Below are 18517 nucleotides of genomic sequence, written 5' to 3'. Positions count from 1 at the left end.
CCAGCGCCGTAACGATCTTTGGACGGTTATGAATTCACCCGACGAGCGGGCGCGTGTTGATCGCGCCAAGCCTTTGGCGACAGCCGCATAGACAAGACTGCGACCGCCGCATTCCTCAGTGCAGCGCCTTGATCAGCGCCGCCACCATCGCCTGCGGCCGGTAGCCGAGCCTGGCCGGCGTCAGCCCGAGCCGCACCACAACCAGCTGCTCTGAGGGGATGATGGCAACCGTTTGCCCATCATGCCCCTCCATCCAATAGGTGTCCTTGGGCACGCCGGCGGCAGTGCCGGCGCCGGGGTTTTCTTCGTCGCCCGGTCCTTCTATCCATAATTGCCCCTTGCCGTAGACTTTCGAGGCAGTTGCCGGTTCCCGCATCCAGTCGACGAAGCCGGCGGGCAGCATCTCCTGGCCGTTCCAGACGCCGCCCTGCAGCAGGAACTGGCCGAAGCGCGCCCAGTCGCGTGCCGTGGCATAGAGATAGGACGAGCCGACGAAGGTGCCGTGCTCGTCGGCCTCAAGCACAGCGCTCTGCATGCCGAGCGGATCGAACAGCGCGGTCCTCGGCCACGCCAGTGCCTTGTCCTTGTCGCCGATTGCGTCCTGCCACAGCCTGGACAGCATCACCGCCGTGCCGCTCGAATAGGAAAACACCTTGCCGATCTCGCCGGTCAGCGGCTTGGATCCGGCAAAGCCCGCCATGTCCGGTTCGAGATAGAGCATGCGCGTTACGTCGGCGACGTCGCCATAATCCTCGTTGAATTCCAGCCCGCTCGACATCGCCATCATGTCGGCGAGGCTGATCACGGCGCGGCCATCTCCCTTCCAGGGACCGAACAGACCCTGGTTGGTCATCGCCAGCTTGCCCTCCTTCACCAGCGTGCCGACGATCGCCGCATTTACGGTCTTGGTCATTGACCAGCCCAATAGCGGCGTCTTTTCGGAAAAGCCGTCGCCATAACGCTCAGCGACGATGCGGCCGTTCTTGATCACCACGACCGCCCGCATGCCGGCGCCGGTCATTGCTGGATCGTCGAGGACTTTCGCGACCTCGGGATCCTGCGAGGCATCGGCTTTGTCGCCCTCCGGCCAGATCAGATCGGGCAGCGGCGCCGGCGTCGGTGCAGCTCCGGCGACAGCCTTGGCGGCGGCAATATCGCCGTCGGGAACCGAGGCGCAGCCGAGCCCCTCGCGGGCGACCGCGACACTTTTGCCGAGCGCGCCGAACAGGCCCGCCGAAACCGTTCCCTTCTCCTTGTCCACCGACACTCTCATCAGCTTCAGCAGCGGATGACCCGGCGCCTGCACATCGACGGCGAGCACGTCGTTAGCGTCTCGCCCGGCGATGAAGACGTTCGAGCAGACGATCTTGGCGGCATAGCCGGAACCGACGCGGATCAGTTCCGGCGGCGCGAAATACAGCCAGCCGGCGAGTATCGCGGCGGCCAGCACAGCCAAGCCGAGCAGCCATTTGACGAACTTCAAAAGGATCTGCATTTGAGTTCCCCCGGGCGCGCTCGATCTATGTCATCGATTTGCCGCCATTGTTTCGGCAAAATCGCGGCTCTTGTCGAGCGCCGTCAACCGAATATCAACCATGATCGGCGATCACAGGTGCATGTCGCCCAGAAGTGCGCAGCGGTTTTGGGACAACGACATGCATAGACAAAAGAGCTAAGCGCGTCGAAGCGACGCGCTTAGGACAGACCGGGCGATCCTGTGGGGTGACCGTCCGGCGGGGCTTGAATGCATGCGTCCCAAAACTGCGTAACGGTTTGGGAATGCATGAAACGAAGATCCAGGCGCGTCGCGTAAGTCAGTTTCAAACGCGCCGCGCCCGGTCGAGGGGCCACCCGCGGAAAGACCCATCAGCGGCCGGCTGAAACCGGCTCGGGAAGTAGCGATGCGCCGTTTCGCGGTCCTCATCACGCTGATGCTGCTTGGCGCCTGCTCGACGGTCGAGGATCTGACGCCATCGCTGTCGTCGTCCAGCGCCTCGATGGTTGCGGTACGCGCGCCGCGTTTTGCCGATTCCGACCCGCATGAATGGGACAGCGGCGCACCGTGGAGCTATGCCGTCCACGGCACCGACGTCTCCAAATACCAGACATCGATCGACTGGCCGGCGGCCAGGGCCAGCGGTATCTCCTTCGCCTTTATCAAGGCAACCGAAGGCGGAGACCGTTTCGATGAAGCTTTCAACGAGCATTGGAGCCGCACCAGGGCCTCGGGCATCCCCCGTGCCGCCTATCATTTTTTCTACTTTTGCACGCCGGCCGCTACCCAGGCGCGCTGGTTCATCCAGAACGTGCCCAAAGACGGTTCGGCGATGCCGCCGGTTCTCGACATGGAATGGAACCCGAAATCGCCGACCTGCAAGCTGCGGCCCGATCCCGCCACGGTACGCAGCGAGATGAGCACGTTCCTCGAAATCGTCGAAAAATACTACGGCAAGAAGCCGATCATCTACACGTCTGTCGATTTCTTCGAAGATAACGGTTTATCGGGCTTCCGCAATTACCCCTACTGGCTGCGCTCCGTCGCCGGGCACCCGCGCCAGAAATACGGCAGCCATCCCTTCACCTTCTGGCAGTATACCGGAACGGGCGTCGTGCCGGGCATGACCGGAAACGCCGACATCAGCGTCTTCAACGGCTCCGAAGCCGCGTGGAAGAAGTGGTTGCGGCAGAACACCCGTTGACACCAGGCCTGCCGCCTGCTTTTCGACACAGCCAATGACGGATGCCCGCAACCGCTGGTAATCTTCTCGGAAGGATGGCGATGCGATCGCGCTTTGGACTTCTCGCGGCGCTGCTCCTGAGCGCCGTGCCGGCCGCGGCACAGCAATGCGGCGGCGATTTCGAGGCATGGAAGCAGGGTGTGGCGGCGGAGGCCAGGGCGGCCGGCGTCGGCGCTGCCGGCCTTTCTGCGCTGGAAAACGCCACCCTCGATGAAAAGGCGCTGGCACGCGACCGTGCCCAGGGGGTCTTCACCCAGACTTTCATCGAATTCTCGAACCGCATGATCTCGTCGCATCGGCTGAAGCAAGGTGCGGCCAATCTGCAAAAATATGCCGAGGTCTTTGTCCGCGCCGATCGCGAATACGGCGTGCAGGCGCCGGTCATCGCCGCTTTCTGGGCCCTGGAGACCGATTTTGGCGCCGTGCAGGGCGATTTTCATACGCTGAACGCGCTGGTGAGCCTCTCGCATGACTGCCGCCGTCCGCAGTTGTTCCGGCCGCAGATCGTGCCGCTGCTGATGTTGATCGATCGCGGCGTGGTGCCGGCCGACGTGACCGGTGCCTGGGCCGGCGAGATCGGCCAGACGCAGATGTTGCCTTCCGACTATCTCGGCCACGGCGTCGACGGCGACGGCGATGGCTTGGTCGACCTGCGCGGCAGCGCGCCGGACGTGATCATGAGCACGGCCAGCAAGATCCAGTCGCGCGGCTGGAAGCGCGACCAGCCCTGGATCGAAGAAGTCCGTGTGCCCGACGATTTGCCGTGGGAGCAGACGGGACGCACCAACAAGCTGCCGTTGACGCAATGGAGCCAGTGGGGCGTTACCAGGCCCGACGGTACGCCGCTTCTCGACAACGGCCTGAAGGCCGGCCTGGCGCTGCCCATGGGTCGCAAGGGGCCAGCCTTCCTGACCTACGACAATTTCGATGTCTATCTCGAGTGGAACCAGTCCTTCACCTATGCCCTGACCGCGGCAAATCTTGCCGCCCGGCTGGGGGGCGCGCCGCGATTCGATCCGCGCAACCCCGAACCCGGCCTCAACGGCGACCAGATGAAGGCGCTGCAGACCAAGCTCGAGGCGAAAGGCTATGACGTCGGCACCGTCGACGGCATACTGGGCACCAACACCCGCGAAGCGATCCGCAAGGAGCAGAAGCGGCTGGGCCTGCCGGTCGACGGCTGGCCGACTCCGGAGCTGCTGGCGAGACTGTGAATGGTGAATGGTGAATGGTGAATGGTGAAAAGGAATAGCACCGGAGCCGCACTGAGCACCAGAGGTTACTACTATTCACTATTCACTATTCACTATTCACTATTCACTATTCACTATTCACTATTCACTATTCACTATTCACTATTCACTATTCACCGCCTCGCAAGCAGGAAATCGATGAACGCTCGCAACGGCGCGGGAACCTGGCGGGAGCTCGCGTGGTATAGGTAAAAACCCGGAAATCTCGGCGACCAGGCTTCGAGAAAACGGATTAGCTTTCCCGCTTCGATCCATGGCCGGACCTGATATTCCAGCATGTACGCCACGCCGACCCCATCCAGAACCGCCCCGATCATCAGTTCCGTGTCATTGACCGTCAAGCCGCCGCTGACAGCCACTTCCAGGGCACGTTGGCCCCGGGCGAACTCCCAGCGGTAGAGATTGCCGCCGCTGGGCCACTGGAAATTGATGCACTGGTGCTGATGCAGATCCGCCGGGTGACGGGGTATCGGGCGATGCTCCAGGTAGCTCGGCGCGGCCACTGCGGCCATCTCCAGTTCGTCACTGAGTTTTACCGCCACCATGTCCTTGTGCAGCCGCTCACCCAATCTGATTCCGGCATCGAAGCGGCCCTCGACGATGTCGGTGAGCATGTCGTCGACAATGATTGTGAGGGCGATATCGGGATAGGCCCGGCGGAAATCGCCGAGGATCGGCGCGATGAAACGCGTGGCGGCAATGCGCGGAACATTGATGCGCAGCGAGCCTGCCGGCCGGCCGCGTGATGCATGCGCGTCGGCGACGGCCCCTTCCAGTTCGCTGAACGCCGGTGCGATGCGGGCAAACAGCTTCTCGCCCTCAGCCGTCGGCGACATGCTGCGCGTGGTGCGGTTGAGCAGGCGGACACCGAGACGCTCTTCCAGCCCACGTATCGTCTGGCTGAGTGCTGGAGGCGAAATCCTGAGTTTGGCCGCGGCGCGGACGAAGCTGCCCTCTTCGATGATTGCTGCAAATGCCGTGAGTTCGGAAAACTCGGTTCCGCGCATTATGTACCCCAGCCTTAACAAGTCAGTAAGATAATAGGCTATTCTCTGAGCAATAGCATGCCCATAGCTTTCCCTGGAACGCCCGCTCGATCGAGGCGGCCGTAATCAGACGGAAGGAACAGCCATGCATCGTCCACTCGAAGGCAAAACCGCACTTGTGACCGGCAGCTCGCGTGGCATCGGGCGCGCCATCGCCGAGGGGCTCGCGGCCAAGGGTGCTGCCGTGGTCGTCAACTATGTCGGCAACGAGAAAGCAGCCAGGGAAGTGGTTGCCGCCATTGAAGGGATTGGCGGAAAAGCCGTCGCCATCCAGGCGGACGTCTCCAGCATCCCCGACATTCGCAGGCTGTTCGACGAAACCGAACGGCAGATGGGGCCGATTGACATCGTCGTCGCCAATGTCGGCGTCGCTGTCATAAAGCCGCTCGTCGAGGCCACCGAAGCGGACTTCGATCACGTGTTCGGCGCCAATGCCAAGGGCACCTTCTTCACGCTTCAGGAAGCGGCGCGCCGCGTTCGCGACGGTGGCCGCATCATTGCCGTCTCCACCGGCGGAACCAGGATGTTCTTCACGCACACGGCGCTCTATCTCGGCAGCAAGGGAGCCGTCGAGCAGTTCGTCCGCGTCCTCTCGCGCGAACTCGGCCCGCGCTCCGTTACCGTGAATGCGCTGTCGCCAGGCTTCACTGACACCGACCTGCTCCCCGAACGGGACCGGGCCGTGGCCGCCGGCATGTCGCCCTTCGACCGGATCGGAGCGCCGCGCGACGTCGCCGATGTCGCGGTTTTCCTGGCTTCCAATGAAGCTCGCTGGCTAACCGGCGAGAACATCCAGGCTGGCGGTGGCGTGGCCTGACTGAATGGTGAATAGCGAATAGTGAATGGTGAATGGTGAATGGTGAATGGTGAATGGTGAATGGTGAATGGTGACGATTCACGGGAGCGGGACGGAACGCAAGAACTACTTCTATTCACTATTCACTATTCACTATTCACTATTCCACCATTCACTAATCCGCCATCGTCTCCAGGCTGGCGAACCCCTGCGGCGCATCGCCTTCGTCGAATGGCGTCGCCACCTCGACGAAAGTGTCGGGATAGAAGCCGTTGAACCGTGTTCGGAGCGACAGCGAATAGGCGCCGATATGGCCGATCTCGATCCAATCGCCGGTATCGACGGTTTCGGGCAGCCAGAACGGCCGCGACAATATATCGACGGAATCGCAGGTCGCGCCGCAGACCTTGAACGGCACGATGGTCTTGTCCTCGCCATTGCGCGAGCGGATCGCCGGATCGGGGATGAAGCGTGCCGGCAGCGTGATCTTGCCGGTCCATGAATCCGACAGCGACGCCCAGATGCCGTCATTGATGTAGAGCCTTTTGCCCTTGCGCAGCAGCACGCGCACGATCAGCGACAAGCAGCGCGCCACGATCACCCGGCCCGGCTCGGCCACCAGCGGCATCTGGTCGAACTGATACTCCTGGAGGTCGCCCGAAAACCGCGACATGATCTGGCCGAGCGACGGCATTTCCGGCTTGCGGCTGTTCGGATCATGACCGTATTCGGCCGGAAAGCCGCCGCCGACATCGAGCCCGGCAATGTCGAAACCGACGCGGTTGCGCACCCAGTCGGCGGAGGCCAGCGCCCGCTCATAGGTGTCGGGATCCTCTATCTGGCTGCCGACGTGAAAGCACAGCCCGACCTTGTAGCCCGTCCGGTTCAGCCGTTCGGCGAGTTCGACCGCATTGGCCGGTCCGGCGCCGAACTTCTTCGACAGTTCGTAAGCTGCCGAGCCTTTCGTCTGGATGCGCACGAACACGGTAATCGCGCCCGGATCGATGTCGAGCGCCCGCACCACCCTGGTCAGCTTGGTGATCTCGTCCTCATGGTCGAGCGAAATGACGCGGATGGCGTATTTTTCCAGCGCCAGCCTGATGTCCGACTGCGCCTTCACGGGGTGCATGTAGAGCATCTCGGCGTCGGGCGAAACGGCGCGCACGGCAGCGAATTCGCCGGGCGAGGCCACATCGAAGGCACTGACGCCGGCCTCGACCAGGGCGTTGAGCACGATCTGCTCGCCATTGGTCTTGACCGCATAGGCGGTCTTGCCGGGAAACATGCCCATGAACTGTTTGGCGTCCGCCTTCAGCACCTGCGGGCGGAAGCAATAGATCGGATCGTCCGGGCGAAGCGCCAGCGCTGCCTCGCGGGCATTTTCGAATCGCTGCATGGACGAATCCCTTGACTGAGGCTGCGCACAATTAATCCAAGCTAGCGGCTAATGAAAACAATTCTATGTCTCGCCGCCCTGGCTTCGCGGCGCTACGCCGTACTGTACGCCGGTTATGAGCGAGCTAGGCCATCGCTCAGGTTTCGGGTGGCCCTCGCCGCAGGATCGGGTATGGCGTGAACAGACGCCTGAAGAGCAAGGCGTCTCGTCTGGGAGGACGACCAATGGCGATAGCTGCCAGCACCGCGATGCGCGGGCCGATGGTGCTCAAGGACTGGGCGCAGCTTCTGCTGCTCGGCGCCATCTGGGGCGGCTCGTTCTTCTTTGCCCGTATTGCGGTAGCGGAACTTCCGCCGCTGGTGCTGGTGCTGTTCCGCGTCACCATAGCTGCGATCGCGTTGCAGCTCTATCTTGCGGTCCGTGGCCCGTCGTTTCGCCTCGCCTTGCCGCATGCCGGCCTGTTCTTCCTGCTGGCGCTCGCCAACAATGTCATCCCTTTCTCGCTGATCTTTGCCGGCCAGACCGAGCTTGGCGCCGGTGTCGCCTCGGTGCTCAATTCGACGACGCCGTTCTGGACGCTGATCCTCGCCAACGCCCTGACCAGCGACGAAAAGCTGTCGTGGAACAAGCTTGCCGGCATCGCCCTCGGTATCGCGGGAACGGCGGTGATGATCGGCCCCGGCCTCGTCGCCGGGCTCGGCGGTCCGGTCTGGGCGAAATTCGCGCTCATCGGAGCGTCGCTATCCTATGCGGTTGCACTGATGATTGCCCGCCGCTTCAAGGGTGTGCCGTCACCGGTCATTGCCACCGGACAATTGACCTGCTCGACCGTTATCATGGTTCCGGTCGTTCTGTTCACCTATGATGCCGCCAATCTGTTTTCGGCCTCGCCGCCGGTGTGGGCGGCGGTGCTGGCACTGGCGCTGCTGTCGACGGCCTTCGCCTACATCCTCTATTTCAATCTCGTCGCCTCGGCCGGCGCCACCAACGCCTCGCTGGTCACGCTGATCGTGCCGGCCAGTGCCATCCTGCTCGGCTTCCTGTTCCTGGGCGAGCGGCTCGAACTGTTCGAACTCGGCGGCATGGCGCTGATCGCCCTCGGCCTCGTCACCATCGACGGTCGCCTGTTCGGGCGGCGTTAGAGATGGCGCAGCGAAGTTGTCGCTCCCGATCGTGCGCTATATGGGCGTGATCGCGGGAACAGATGGACCCTGCCATTCCAGACGCCAGATACCGCCTTGCCGGAGATTCTGAACGAGATCGGGAAGGAAGGCGGCAAGGCAGGTCCCGCCAACATGTCTCACGGAAGGATACACAAGACCGGTCGCGGCGTCTTGCTTGCGGAGTTGCTTCGCCAGCGCCTGACCGGCAGGATAGGCTAAGACAGTATCCGGATCGAGCACCGGGTCCTTGCTGAACTCAGCACCGCGCAGATCGTGAAACGAGCCTATGAAGTCGGCAACGAGCTCCGCGTAGTCGGTGACGTTTTCGAACCGTTCGATCGCGGCAAGCTCGCGCGTCAGATGAAACGAGACCTCGCCGAGCGCGGTTTCAGCATCGAACCCACAGTACCAGACGCCCCTGGCATCATCGTTGAAACGATTGCCGCCCGGACGGGTGTAAGCGAACGCCGCATTGATGAAGGTGTAGCCCGGTCTCCCGAAAACCAGTTCGCGCGGATCGAGGTCGGGCAATCCCCCTTGCTGCGCCTGAAGGCGGCCGCTGGTGGCTCCTTCGAGCTCCGCAAGGTCCTCCAAATCTCCATGATTCCTGGCCAACGGCATCAGGACCGGTTCCTTGAACCTGCCTGTCGAAATCAGCCGGATCGTGTCGCGCTGGGAAATGTCAGCGCGTGGTGGGATCTGCATTCAAAGTCCACCGCGCAAAGCGTCGATATGTTGGCGAACCTGCAGCAGCTTCGGAATGCCGCCCTCGATCATCACGTCCAGGGGGCGCCGGCCACCATAAAGAGGCCCTTTGTTCGGCAACCGCACCCATTCATCGGCAAGCGCTTCGGAGAACAGAAGCCGCAGTCCCTTGAAGATGCCGATCAGGGCGCTGATGCGTGTCAGCGAATCCTGGGAGAGAACGCCCTCCCACTCGCCTTTCTTCATGCGGAACCAGGTTCTCTCCGACACGTCGCCGATCAAGGTACAGATCTCGGTGCTGGTCAGATGCCAGATGTCTGCGAGCCTGACGATGCCGGCAACAGCCGCTGGCGTGAGCCGCGCCCGTGCCGAGGCATCCGCCAGATTTGCCGGCAAAGCCTGATTTGCAGGGTCGCGAACCGCATAACCGACACTCATTCCGGCCTCCATCACTTGGCAGGCAATATACTGCCAATTGGCAGAAAATTCAAGTCCTGGCTATCTCACAACGCTGCTGGTTGCCCACCGCATTCGTGTAGCGTGCAGCATCCGGTTGGATGCGCAAAGGATGCTTCGACGCGTCGAACCTTCAGTCGTTCCGAAAATCGATTCCGATTTCCGCCGCGGTAGCGCTGCCATTCTCCTACTGCCACGGCTTTGCCACAAATTATTCACAGGTCCCGAGCCGGCTTTTGACAAAGAGTTTCAATGCCTAACGGCAAACGGCAGGTCGCAAATTCCACAATCTCGTCGCATTGCAGCAAAGTTTCTGCTTGCCTGTGGCACAAATGACCCTAGACTCTCGCCATAGCTCTTTAAGAGGAGGCTATGACATGGGACTGACGAGGCCGATCAACGCATTGATGATTTGTGCTGCGTTTGCATTCATCGGCGCCCTCATTATGGGCGTCCTTCCATAAGGCCGCTGAGCGGGGGAAGACCAGCACCGAATATTCCAAAACCATTGAAAAGGCCGGGCATTTTGCCCGGCCCTTTTGCATTCCCCCGATCTTTGACATTTCAAAAAGGAGCTTGCCGCCTTACGCCGCGGCTGATCCCGCTGCCTCGACTTCGTGCGACCTGATGCCGATCATGTGGCAGATGGCGAAGACCAGATCGGCCCGGTTCATCGTGTAGAAGTGGAAATCGCCGACGCCGCGCTCGACAAGGTCCAGCACCTGCTCGGCCGCCACGGCAGATGCCACCAGCGCATGCGTTTGCGGATCGTTCTGCAGCCCATCGAAACGCTCGGCCAGCCATGCCGGCACCAAGGCGCCGCACCGCGCCGAAAAGTTGGCGACCTGGGTGAAATTGTGCACCGGCAATATGCCCGGCACGATCGGTATGTAGATGCCGGCCCGCCGTGCCCGCTCGACATAGCGCTCATAGAGATCGTTGTCGAAGAAGAACTGGGTGATCGCCCGCGTCGCGCCATTGTCGGCCTTGCGCTTCAGCATGTCGAAGTCGGTGGCGAAATCCGGGCTTTCCGGATGCTTTTCCGGATAGGCCGAGACCGATATGTCGAAATCGCCGGCGCCCTTCAGCGCATCAACCAGTTCGGCGCCATTGGCATAGCCTTCCGGATGCGGCCGGTAGGCCGCGCCGACGCCCTCGGCCGGATCGCCGCGCAGGGCGACGAAACGCTTGACGCCCATATCGGCGAACTCCCGGATCACCGCATCGACCTCGTGACGCGCCGCATCGACGCAAGTCATGTGCGCTGCCGGCGTCAGCGTCGTTTCATTGAGGATGCGCTTGACGGTGCGGGCCGTCCGCTCGCGGGTCGAACCACCGGCGCCATAGGTGACCGAGACGAATTTCGGCTTGAGCGGCTCAAGCCGGGTGACCGTGTCCCACAGCCTTGCTTCCATCTCATCGTTTTTCGGCGGAAAGAACTCGAACGAAACGCTGACCTTGTCGCCGATGTCGGGGCGGCGGGAGAAGCGGAACTGGTTCATCAGGCGGTTTCCCCTATCGGATACGCATTGGCCGGTTGTCTGTCGTTGGAAGGCTCGGCAATCAGCATGCGCCGATCGCGGCCGAGCCAGAGTTTGACGGTGAGCTTGGCCTCGTTGCCGCCGCGCGGCTCGAATTCCTGGCTGTCCTCGAGGTCGAGGCCGGCCTCGGAAAACCAGTCGCCAATCTGCCGGTCGGAAAAGCCGAGACGCATATGCGCGTGCTCCTCGCGCAAGAACTCCAGCGCGTGCGGCGCGAAATCGACGATCACCAGCCGGCCGGCCGGGCGCAACAGACGCGCCGCCTCGCGGATGGCGCGGGCGGGATCGTCGAGATAGTGCAGCACCTGATGGATGGTAACGAGATCGAAGGCGTCGCGTTCGACCGGTGGCGCAAAAATGTCGCCCTGGCGCACTTGCGCATTCGAAACGCCGGCCTTGTCGAGATTGGCGCGCGCCACCGTCAGCATCTCGCGCGACATGTCGATGCCGACACCGCGCCGATAGAGCGGCGAAAAGATCTCGAGCAGCCGTCCGGTGCCGGTGCCGAGATCGAGCATCGACTGGAACGGCCGCTTGCCGACGAGCTTGATGAGAGCTGCTTCGACCGCGCGATCCGGCACATGCAGCGAGCGGATATGGTCCCAGCTTGCGGCGTTTACCGAGAAATATTCGGCAGCCCGGTCCTGCCGCTTGCGCTTGACTGCGGCCAGCCGTTCGAGATCACGCTCGACCTGCGGATCGGCGCCGCGGATGCCGGAGACCAGCCTGAGCACGAAATCGCGCGACGCGTCGGAATCCGATAGCCGGAAGAACGCCCACGAGCCCTCCTGGTAGCGGCCGATCAGCCCGGCCTCCAGCAGCAATTTCAAATGGCGCGAGACGCGCGGCTGCGACTGGCCAAGGATTTCGGTGAGATCGGACACGGTCAGATCGCCGCGCGACAGCAGCGCCAATATGCGCAGCCGGCTGGATTCGGCCGCCGCCTTCAATGTATCTACCATCGTGTCGAGAGCGACATGCATGCGAGCATTCTCTTTGAAAAGATATAAACATATGTTTATGTCGGTTTGGATAGGCTTGCAAGCGCTATGTCGCTTCCGGACAAGAAAATGACGCATGCGTGGCGGATCGCGCAAAAACGGACGCATGATCGGGGCGAGACCCATGTTCGAGACGCGCAGCGGCGAAAAGCTCCTGGAAACCGACCCGGCAACGATGCCGCCGGATGGCCATGTCGTCTTCATCGGCCGCATCGCTTCGCCTTGGATCACGCGGGAGACCTGCCCCAAAAACATGAAGGCGGCGCGGGAGACGGGACAGCCGGCGCACTTGGTCATCGACCCGCTTTATCGTGACGGCCTGCTTGGGCTGGAACGCGCCAGCCACGTGATCATCCTGTCCTGGCTGCACCATGCGCCGCGGCAACTGATTGTCCAGAAACCCCGCCATGCCACGGAGCCGAAAGGCGTCTTTTCACTGCGCTCCCCTGCCCGGCCGAACCCGATCGGACTGCATGTCGCAAAGCTCGTTGCCGTCGACATCGACACCGGCCGCGTCGATCTCGATGCCATCGACGTGCTCGACGGCACGCCGGTCATCGACATCAAGCCTTATTTCGCCTCGACCGATGCCTTTGCCGATGCGACCATCGCCGGGCGGGACGAGCCAGGGCCGGTGGAGTGATGAGCGCGCCGACCGGCCGCCGCCGCGCTATCGCCAAGGCGCTGACAGCGCTTCTGCCGCTGGCGCCCTATGCCGACATGGAAAAGATCCGTGCCGATGCCGGCGCCGTGCACATGAAGAGCTTGCCGCCGAGCATCGCCGTGTGGCTGGCGACGATAGCCCACATCCGCCATATGCACACCGACTACGAAAAGCTGCTGGCCGAAGGCTATGACCGCGATTCCGCGCGCTTCTTCGTCATCGAACAGACCAACATCGTGCTGACCCGCTGGCGCGCCACCCGGCTGCTCGATGATGAGGATGAGGCGTAGAGCGATGGCAGGCACACGCGTCGAGTTCTGCGCTCTTCACTGCTGTGATTAGCGAAATCGAGAGGTGACGGCCAATCTCCCCCCTCGTGGGGGAGATGTCCGACAGGACAGAGGGGGCGCTGTCCCGCCAACCTCACGTCGGCAGCATCGGAACTTTCAAAGCCTGAAATAAAAAACCCGCCTCGCGGGCGGGTCGTTGGAGCCCAATTGGCACCATACCCAAATTAATAGCATAGCTGCCGGCACAAAGCAAGAACAAAATACGCCGTGACTAGAGGTCGCGTTCTGGACTAGGCCCGGTAAATCCACTGCTCGGGCACGCGCACCGAAATCTCCTCGCCGGCCGCGATGGTGCCGGGCTTCTCGACCCAGGCGACGAGCCCGCGCAACCGCTTCGCCGCCTTCGGGAACAGCAGCGCGCCGGCCTCATGGTCGGCCATCCCGGCATTTTCGGCGACCGACCTGCCCGCGATCCGGCAAGGCCCGTTCTGCGCGTCGACCTTGACGGTCGCCCCGCCTTTGAAGAACAGCAGCGTGCCGGATGGCAGCATCGAGAGGTGCCGCAGGCCTTCGATCAGGAGATTGGCGCCGATCCATTCCGGCTTGATCTCGGCGATGCCCATCCGTTCGGCAACGATTGCCAGTTCGTCCGCAGCCACGATCGACAATTGCCGCTCGTTGCGCATCTCGGTGCCGCGCGGATACCAGGGTTCCCGCCCACCGGAGCGCCGCGTCGTGCCGGCATGGAAATCGCCTTCAATGCCGTCGAAACCGAGTTGCAGCGTATCCACCGCTCGTGTCTCAAAACGATCGAATGGTGCGAGGTAAAGCGCTGCCACCCTGGCGGCGAGTTTTCGCGACGGGACGATCTCGACCGGAGTTTCGGCTTCGGGAAAAAGGTCCAGCATGGGTTCGTGCCTCGCGTGATACGCGCAATTAGCCGCGGTCAGCTCATCAGGTCCAGTCGAAAGCGCTGATGCTCCGATCAAGCGGACTGATGCGATTTGCCAGGCGCGTTCCGATGCTGGTGCCGTTCGCGCCGAGCTGATGCATGTCGCCCAAAAGCATGCCCTCGGGCTTGAACCGAGGGTGTGCAGCGGTTTTGGGACAACGACATGCGTAAAACAAAAATCTAAAGCATGCGCAACAGCGCGCCGCCGATCGAGTAGCCGGCGCCGAAGGCGCAGAGCAGGCCGTAGTCGCCGGCCTTCATGTCGGCATGATTCTCCGACAGGGCGATGATGGCGCCGGCGGCGGCGGTGTTGCCGAGGCGCTCCAGCACCATCGGCGCGCGGTCGTGGTCGACGTCATGGCCGAACGACAGTTTCAGGATCATGGCGTTCATCCGCGCATTGGCCTGATGCAGCCAGAAACGCCGGATCGCCTGCGGCGTCAGCCCGTGCTCGGCCAGGAATTCGACGATGAATTTGTGGCCGGCAACGGTGACTTCCTTGAACACCTTGTTGCCGATCTGCTTGATCAGATTGCCTTCCAGATCGATCATGTACGGATCGTCCTGGGTGGCGCGGGTATAGTAACCGAGATTGGTGCGGATGCTGTTTGACATCTGTGTCCAGGCGCGCGTATCGAGCACCTCGAAGCGGCCCGGCCGCTTCTCGCCCTGGGCAAGCCCTTCGACGACCATCGACACGGAAGCGTCGCCGAAGATGAAATGCGTCTGCCGGTCGCGAAAATTGAGGTGCCCGGTGATGATCTCCGGCGTCGTCACCAGCACGCGTTTATGCGCCCCTGCCCGCACCAGATTGACCGCGATGTGCAACGCCGCCGCTGCCGAAGAGCAGCCAAGCCCCATATCGAAGCCGGCGCCTTTCGTGCCCAGCGCCTGCTGCATTTCGATGGCGATCGCCGGATAGGGCCGCTGATGGTGCGAGGCCGAGCAGATCACCAGGTCGATGTCGCCAGGCTTCAGCCCGGCATGATCGAGCGCCTTGCGGGCCGAAGCGATGCCGAACTCGGCCTCCAGCGACAGCGCATCGTCGGGCCGCGCCGGGAAGCGCGGCGCCATGCGGGTCGGATCGAGGATGCCTTCCCGTTCGATGACATGGCGGGTCTGGACGCCAGAGGCATGGACGATGAAGGCACTGTCCGATTTCTGTACCAGCGGCTCGCCCGACACCTCGCGGCGGACGTTCTCCATGTCCACCCAGCTGTTGAAGCTGGCGACGAGTTCCTCATTGGTGATCGAGGCTTCGGGGATTTCAACGCCGATGCCGCTGATGATGACGCGATGCATTTCCAGTTCGTCCCGTGCGCAGGCGTTGCGGCTTCATGTCGACGCCGCAAAAAGCTCGGCGCAACCTCTTTTGCACCTAGCCAGTTTATGCCGGCTTAAATCAAGTCCCTGGGACGGGTCTTTACCAGGCGCAGAGCTTGGTATTGGTCTGCGGGTTGTTCCAGCAGGCACCGTCATCGCGGCTGCGCACGAATTGCCCGGGCAGCGGCACGTTGCGGCGGCCGAGATTGACATAGCCATAGGCAAAACCCGGTCCGTCGATTTCCAGGACGTAGGTCGGATAACCCGGCGCCGAGATGCGAAAGCTCCCGGCATCGTCCAGCGCCCGATAGCTGCACGAGAAATAGCCGTCGTCGCTGGTGAAGCAGCGCGCTCGCTTGGCCTCCGCCGATAGAGACAAGGCAAGCACAGCGGCCGCACAAATGCTGCCGCCGAAACCCATCTTTTTCAGTGTCATCATCCACCCCCATGGCCCATAAAGGGCCGTGCCCCAGCGAGATGCGCATGACGGCGAAAGCCGGTCAAGCATCCGCTGCTGGCTGTTTTTGGGTGTAGCTAAGAGTTTCTAAGCGGAACGCCGCGCCACGATGAAGAGACGGGGAAAGCGCAGCAACACCTTGCCGCTTGCCGTTTTCGGATAGGCTTCGCTGATCCCGGCCGTGTAGCGCTTCAGGAAAAGCTGCCGCTCGTTTTCGTCGAGCGGATCGAGGAACGGCTTCAGCCCCGTCGACTTCACCCATTCGACGATCGCCTCGGCATCGGCCAGCGGATGGTTGTAGATCGTGTGCCAGATATCGAGCCGATCCGAGAATGGCGACAAAAGGTCGTAATAGAACGCGACCGGCGGCAGCGGCGCGCGGGCCGCGCGCTCGAGCTTTTCGGCGAACGGCATCTCGGCCGCGGTCTCCCGCATCAGCCGGTGCGAAGGCTCGGCCATGTTGTCCGGCATCTGCACGGCAAGCGCGCCGCCGGGCGCCAAAAATCCCATCAACCGCTGGAAGACCGCCGGATGCTCCGGCAGCCACTGAAACACCGCATTGGCAAAGATCACGTCGACCGGTTCGTTCGGCTGCCACGCCGCCGCATCCGCCAAGGCAAAGCTGACACCGGGCAGGCGCGCCCTGGCCTTCTCGATCATGTCGGGCGAGGTATCGAAGCCGCTGATTTGCGCCTGCGGCCAGCGCTCGACCAGCAATTCGGTCGAATTGCCCGGCCCGCAGCCAATGTCGACCACCCGCCGCGGTTCCGGCACCGGCACCTGCGCAACGAGATCGCGCGCCGGCCGGGTGCGCTCGTCCTCGAACTTCAGGTAGAGGGCGGCGGACCAGTCGGCCATCTTGGTTCCTCAGATCATTTGAGAATTCGCCGCCCTGTAAATGTCTTACCGCGTCAGCCGCTTATACGTCATCCTGTGCGGGTTGACCGCTTCCGGGCCAAGGCGGCGGATCTTGTCCTGCTCGTAATCCTCGAAATTGCCTTCGAACCATTCGACGTGGCTGTCGCCCTCGAAGGCGAGGATGTGCGTCGCCAGGCGATCGAGGAACATGCGATCGTGCGAGATGATGACGGCGCAGCCGGCGAAGCTCTCGAGCGCGTCTTCAAGTGCAGCCAGCGTTTCGGTATCGAGATCGTTGGTCGGTTCGTCGAGCAGCAGCACATTGCCGCCGGTCTTCAGCATCTTGGCCAGATGCACGCGGTTGCGCTGGCCGCCGGACAGGTTGCCGACCTTCTGCTGCTGGTCGCCGCCGCGGAAATTGAACGACGCGCAATAGGCGCGGGTGTTGGCTTCGAACTTGCCGAGCTTGACCACTTCGGCGCCGCCCGAGATCTCTTCCCAGACCGTCTTGGTCGGGTCGAGCGCGTCGCGGCTCTGGTCGACATAACCGAGCTTGACCGTCTCGCCGACGCGGATGGTGCCGGCATCGGGCTTTTCCTGGCCGGTGATCATGCGGAACAGCGTCGTCTTGCCGGCGCCGTTCGGGCCGATGACGCCGACGATGCCGCCGGGCGGCAGCTTGAATTCGAGATCGTCGATCAAAAGCGTGTCGCCAAAGCCCTTCGACAGGCCCTCGACCTCGATCACCACATTGCCGAGCCGCTCGCCATGCGGAATGACGATCTGGGTGTCGCTCGGACGCCGCTTGTCGGCTGCATCCAGCAGGTCCTGGAAGGCCTGGATACGGGCTTTCGACTTGGTCTGCCGGGCTTTCGGGCTGGACTGGATCCACTCGCGCTCGCGGCCGATCGCCCGCTGGCGCGCATCGTCCTCGCGGCCTTCCTGCTTGAGCCGCTTGGCCTTGGCTTCGAGATATTTGGTGTAGTTGCCTTCGTAGGGGATACCGCGGCCGCGATCGAGCTCGAGGATCCAGCCGGTGACATTGTCGAGGAAGTAGCGATCGTGGGTGATGATCATCACCGCGCCCGGATAGGCCCGCAGATGCTTTTCCAGCCACGCCGTCGTCTCGGCGTCGAGATGGTTGGTCGGCTCGTCGAGCAGCAGAAGGTCGGGCTGGCGCAGCAAGAGCTGGCAAAGCGCGACGCGACGGCGTTCGCCGCCCGACAGCTTGGTGACATCGGCCTCCTTGGGCGGGCAGCCGAGTGCCTCCATCGCCATCTCGACCTGCTGTTCGAGATCCCAGAGGTTGAGCCGGTCCATCTCGTCCTGCAGCTTGGCCGACTCGTCCGCCGTCTCGTCGGAATAGTTCATCATCAATTCGTTGTAGCGCTCGATGATGGCGGTCTTGGCGGCGACGCCTTCCATGACGTTTTCGAACACGTTCTTGTTCGGATCGAGCGCCGGCTCCTGCGCCAGGTAACCGACGGTAGCACCCTCGGCCAGCCAGGCCTCGCCGCTCCACTCCTTGTCGATGCCGGCCATGATCTTAAGGATCGTCGACTTGCCGGCGCCATTGGGACCGAGGATGCCGATCTTGGCGTCCGGATAGAAGGACAGATGAATGTTCTCGAGCACCTTCTTGGTGCCGTAGGCCTTGTTGAGGCCGGCCATGTGATAGATGAACTGGCGTGCCACGCGCGCTTTCCCTGAAAAGTCGACTGATGTCGGATTGAATGGAAGTTGGGGGCTATGTAAGCGATGCGGCCGCGAACGGCAAACAGTTTTGGCCCTAAAGTATCCGTGTTGGTCAAGGGAGAGATGGTGTCCAGGTCCGATTGTCGCTGAGTAGTGCGTTTGCGAGGATGATGAGCTTTCGCA

The 18517-nt window shown here is 62.4% G+C and carries 18 protein-coding genes; 6 read left to right on the top strand and 12 right to left on the bottom strand.

Going from position 1 to position 18517, the window contains the following annotated elements; all coding sequences use genetic code 11:
- Positions 1-115: 115 nt before the first annotated feature.
- On the bottom strand, positions 116-1495 hold the full coding sequence (locus NKI97_RS34320; RefSeq protein ID WP_352453137.1) for a serine hydrolase domain-containing protein: 1380 nt from the start codon (positions 1493-1495) through the stop codon (positions 116-118).
- A gap of 406 nt (positions 1496-1901) precedes the next feature.
- On the opposite strand from NKI97_RS34320, the gene NKI97_RS34315 reads away from it, so the two are divergent.
- Positions 1902-2699 carry a glycoside hydrolase family 25 protein gene (locus NKI97_RS34315; RefSeq protein ID WP_502904534.1) on the top strand — a complete coding sequence of 266 codons (798 nt, stop codon included), beginning with the start codon at positions 1902-1904 and terminating at the stop codon, positions 2697-2699.
- A gap of 80 nt (positions 2700-2779) precedes the next feature.
- On the top strand, positions 2780-3952 hold the full coding sequence (locus NKI97_RS34310; protein WP_352453136.1) for a lytic murein transglycosylase: 1173 nt from the start codon (positions 2780-2782) through the stop codon (positions 3950-3952).
- A 152-nt stretch (positions 3953-4104) separates the two neighbouring features.
- On the opposite strand, the gene NKI97_RS34305 is transcribed toward NKI97_RS34310, so the two are convergent.
- On the bottom strand, positions 4105-4998 hold the full coding sequence (locus NKI97_RS34305) for a LysR family transcriptional regulator (RefSeq protein ID WP_352453135.1): 894 nt from the start codon (positions 4996-4998) through the stop codon (positions 4105-4107).
- A 124-nt stretch (positions 4999-5122) separates the two neighbouring features.
- Here NKI97_RS34305 and NKI97_RS34300 point away from each other — a divergent pair, with 124 nt between their 5' ends.
- Positions 5123-5854: an SDR family oxidoreductase gene (locus tag NKI97_RS34300; RefSeq protein WP_352453134.1), complete on the top strand. Its 732-nt coding sequence runs from the start codon at positions 5123-5125 to the stop codon at positions 5852-5854.
- Positions 5855-6008: 154 nt separating this feature from the next.
- Here the strand turns inward: NKI97_RS34300 and NKI97_RS34295 are convergent, their stop codons facing one another.
- The gene (locus NKI97_RS34295; protein ID WP_352453133.1) at positions 6009-7229 is read right to left on the bottom strand and encodes an alanine racemase; all 1221 of its coding nucleotides are present in this window, start codon (positions 7227-7229) and stop codon (positions 6009-6011) included.
- A 224-nt stretch (positions 7230-7453) separates the two neighbouring features.
- On the opposite strand from NKI97_RS34295, the gene NKI97_RS34290 reads away from it, so the two are divergent.
- Positions 7454-8371 carry a DMT family transporter gene (locus NKI97_RS34290; protein ID WP_352453132.1) on the top strand — a complete coding sequence of 306 codons (918 nt, stop codon included), beginning with the start codon at positions 7454-7456 and terminating at the stop codon, positions 8369-8371.
- A gap of 36 nt (positions 8372-8407) precedes the next feature.
- Here NKI97_RS34290 and NKI97_RS34285 read toward each other — a convergent pair whose 3' ends face one another.
- From NKI97_RS34285 to NKI97_RS34270, 4 genes are all read right to left on the bottom strand, one after another.
- Complete coding sequence (locus NKI97_RS34285) at positions 8408-9013, bottom strand: RES family NAD+ phosphorylase (RefSeq protein WP_352453131.1); 606 nt, start codon at positions 9011-9013, stop codon at positions 8408-8410.
- Positions 9014-9097: 84 nt separating this feature from the next.
- A complete protein-coding gene (locus NKI97_RS34280; RefSeq protein WP_352501077.1) occupies positions 9098-9535 on the bottom strand; it encodes an antitoxin Xre/MbcA/ParS toxin-binding domain-containing protein in 438 nt (145 codons plus the stop codon).
- A gap of 602 nt (positions 9536-10137) precedes the next feature.
- Positions 10138-11055, bottom strand: a complete 918-nt coding sequence (gene metF / locus NKI97_RS34275; RefSeq protein WP_352838507.1) for a methylenetetrahydrofolate reductase [NAD(P)H] — start codon at positions 11053-11055, stop codon at positions 10138-10140.
- Complete coding sequence (locus NKI97_RS34270; protein ID WP_023676796.1) at positions 11055-12077, bottom strand: ArsR/SmtB family transcription factor; 1023 nt, start codon at positions 12075-12077, stop codon at positions 11055-11057. Before NKI97_RS34270 ends, metF begins: the two co-directional genes overlap by 1 nt.
- A 142-nt stretch (positions 12078-12219) precedes the next feature.
- On the opposite strand from NKI97_RS34270, the gene tsaA reads away from it, so the two are divergent.
- Positions 12220-12738: a tRNA (N6-threonylcarbamoyladenosine(37)-N6)-methyltransferase TrmO gene (gene tsaA, locus NKI97_RS34265; protein WP_352453128.1), complete on the top strand. Its 519-nt coding sequence runs from the start codon at positions 12220-12222 to the stop codon at positions 12736-12738.
- Positions 12738-13049: a DUF2293 domain-containing protein gene (locus NKI97_RS34260; RefSeq protein WP_352838506.1), complete on the top strand. Its 312-nt coding sequence runs from the start codon at positions 12738-12740 to the stop codon at positions 13047-13049. Before tsaA ends, NKI97_RS34260 begins: the two co-directional genes overlap by 1 nt.
- A 290-nt stretch (positions 13050-13339) precedes the next feature.
- On the opposite strand, the gene NKI97_RS34255 is transcribed toward NKI97_RS34260, so the two are convergent.
- The 5 genes from NKI97_RS34255 to ettA form a co-directional block, all read right to left on the bottom strand.
- Positions 13340-13957 (bottom strand): MOSC domain-containing protein, encoded by a 618-nt coding sequence (locus tag NKI97_RS34255; RefSeq protein ID WP_352838505.1) that lies wholly within the window; start codon positions 13955-13957, stop codon positions 13340-13342.
- Between the two features lie 224 nt (positions 13958-14181).
- Positions 14182-15303, bottom strand: coding sequence for a beta-ketoacyl-ACP synthase III (locus NKI97_RS34250; RefSeq protein WP_352838504.1), 1122 nt, complete (start codon positions 15301-15303; stop codon positions 14182-14184).
- Between the two features lie 121 nt (positions 15304-15424).
- Positions 15425-15763 (bottom strand): hypothetical protein, encoded by a 339-nt coding sequence (locus tag NKI97_RS34245; protein WP_352501082.1) that lies wholly within the window; start codon positions 15761-15763, stop codon positions 15425-15427.
- Between the two features lie 105 nt (positions 15764-15868).
- On the bottom strand, positions 15869-16639 hold the full coding sequence (gene tam, locus NKI97_RS34240; protein WP_352838503.1) for a trans-aconitate 2-methyltransferase: 771 nt from the start codon (positions 16637-16639) through the stop codon (positions 15869-15871).
- Positions 16640-16684: 45 nt separating this feature from the next.
- Positions 16685-18334 carry an energy-dependent translational throttle protein EttA gene (ettA, locus tag NKI97_RS34235; RefSeq protein ID WP_352453385.1) on the bottom strand — a complete coding sequence of 550 codons (1650 nt, stop codon included), beginning with the start codon at positions 18332-18334 and terminating at the stop codon, positions 16685-16687.
- Positions 18335-18517 lie beyond the last annotated feature (183 nt).

It is taken from the genome of Mesorhizobium sp. M0296 (assembly GCF_040321675.1).
Classification (GTDB): Bacteria; Pseudomonadota; Alphaproteobacteria; order Rhizobiales; family Rhizobiaceae; genus Mesorhizobium.
The sequence above is the reverse complement of the archived record's forward strand: the minus strand, read 5'-3'. Positions and strand labels throughout refer to the sequence as shown.

Excerpts from the sequence above, each read along its gene's own strand:
- NKI97_RS34320 (WP_352453137.1), bottom strand. The coding sequence starts at position 1,495 with ATGCAGATCCTTTTGAAGTTCGTCAAATGGCTGCTCGGCTTGGCTGTG.
- NKI97_RS34315 (WP_502904534.1), top strand. The coding sequence starts at position 1,902 with ATGCGCCGTTTCGCGGTCCTCATCACGCTGATGCTGCTTGGCGCCTGC.
- NKI97_RS34310 (WP_352453136.1), top strand. The coding sequence starts at position 2,780 with ATGCGATCGCGCTTTGGACTTCTCGCGGCGCTGCTCCTGAGCGCCGTG.
- NKI97_RS34305 (WP_352453135.1), bottom strand. The coding sequence starts at position 4,998 with ATGCGCGGAACCGAGTTTTCCGAACTCACGGCATTTGCAGCAATCATC.
- NKI97_RS34300 (WP_352453134.1), top strand. The coding sequence starts at position 5,123 with ATGCATCGTCCACTCGAAGGCAAAACCGCACTTGTGACCGGCAGCTCG.
- NKI97_RS34295 (WP_352453133.1), bottom strand. The coding sequence starts at position 7,229 with ATGCAGCGATTCGAAAATGCCCGCGAGGCAGCGCTGGCGCTTCGCCCG.
- NKI97_RS34290 (WP_352453132.1), top strand. The coding sequence starts at position 7,454 with ATGGCGATAGCTGCCAGCACCGCGATGCGCGGGCCGATGGTGCTCAAG.
- NKI97_RS34285 (WP_352453131.1), bottom strand. The coding sequence starts at position 9,013 with ATGCCGTTGGCCAGGAATCATGGAGATTTGGAGGACCTTGCGGAGCTC.
- NKI97_RS34280 (WP_352501077.1), bottom strand. The coding sequence starts at position 9,535 with ATGAGTGTCGGTTATGCGGTTCGCGACCCTGCAAATCAGGCTTTGCCG.
- metF (WP_352838507.1), bottom strand. The coding sequence starts at position 11,055 with ATGAACCAGTTCCGCTTCTCCCGCCGCCCCGACATCGGCGACAAGGTC.
- NKI97_RS34270 (WP_023676796.1), bottom strand. The coding sequence starts at position 12,077 with ATGCATGTCGCTCTCGACACGATGGTAGATACATTGAAGGCGGCGGCC.
- tsaA (WP_352453128.1), top strand. The coding sequence starts at position 12,220 with ATGTTCGAGACGCGCAGCGGCGAAAAGCTCCTGGAAACCGACCCGGCA.
- NKI97_RS34260 (WP_352838506.1), top strand. The coding sequence starts at position 12,738 with ATGAGCGCGCCGACCGGCCGCCGCCGCGCTATCGCCAAGGCGCTGACA.
- NKI97_RS34255 (WP_352838505.1), bottom strand. The coding sequence starts at position 13,957 with ATGCTGGACCTTTTTCCCGAAGCCGAAACTCCGGTCGAGATCGTCCCG.
- NKI97_RS34250 (WP_352838504.1), bottom strand. The coding sequence starts at position 15,303 with ATGCATCGCGTCATCATCAGCGGCATCGGCGTTGAAATCCCCGAAGCC.
- NKI97_RS34245 (WP_352501082.1), bottom strand. The coding sequence starts at position 15,763 with ATGATGACACTGAAAAAGATGGGTTTCGGCGGCAGCATTTGTGCGGCC.
- tam (WP_352838503.1), bottom strand. The coding sequence starts at position 16,639 with ATGGCCGACTGGTCCGCCGCCCTCTACCTGAAGTTCGAGGACGAGCGC.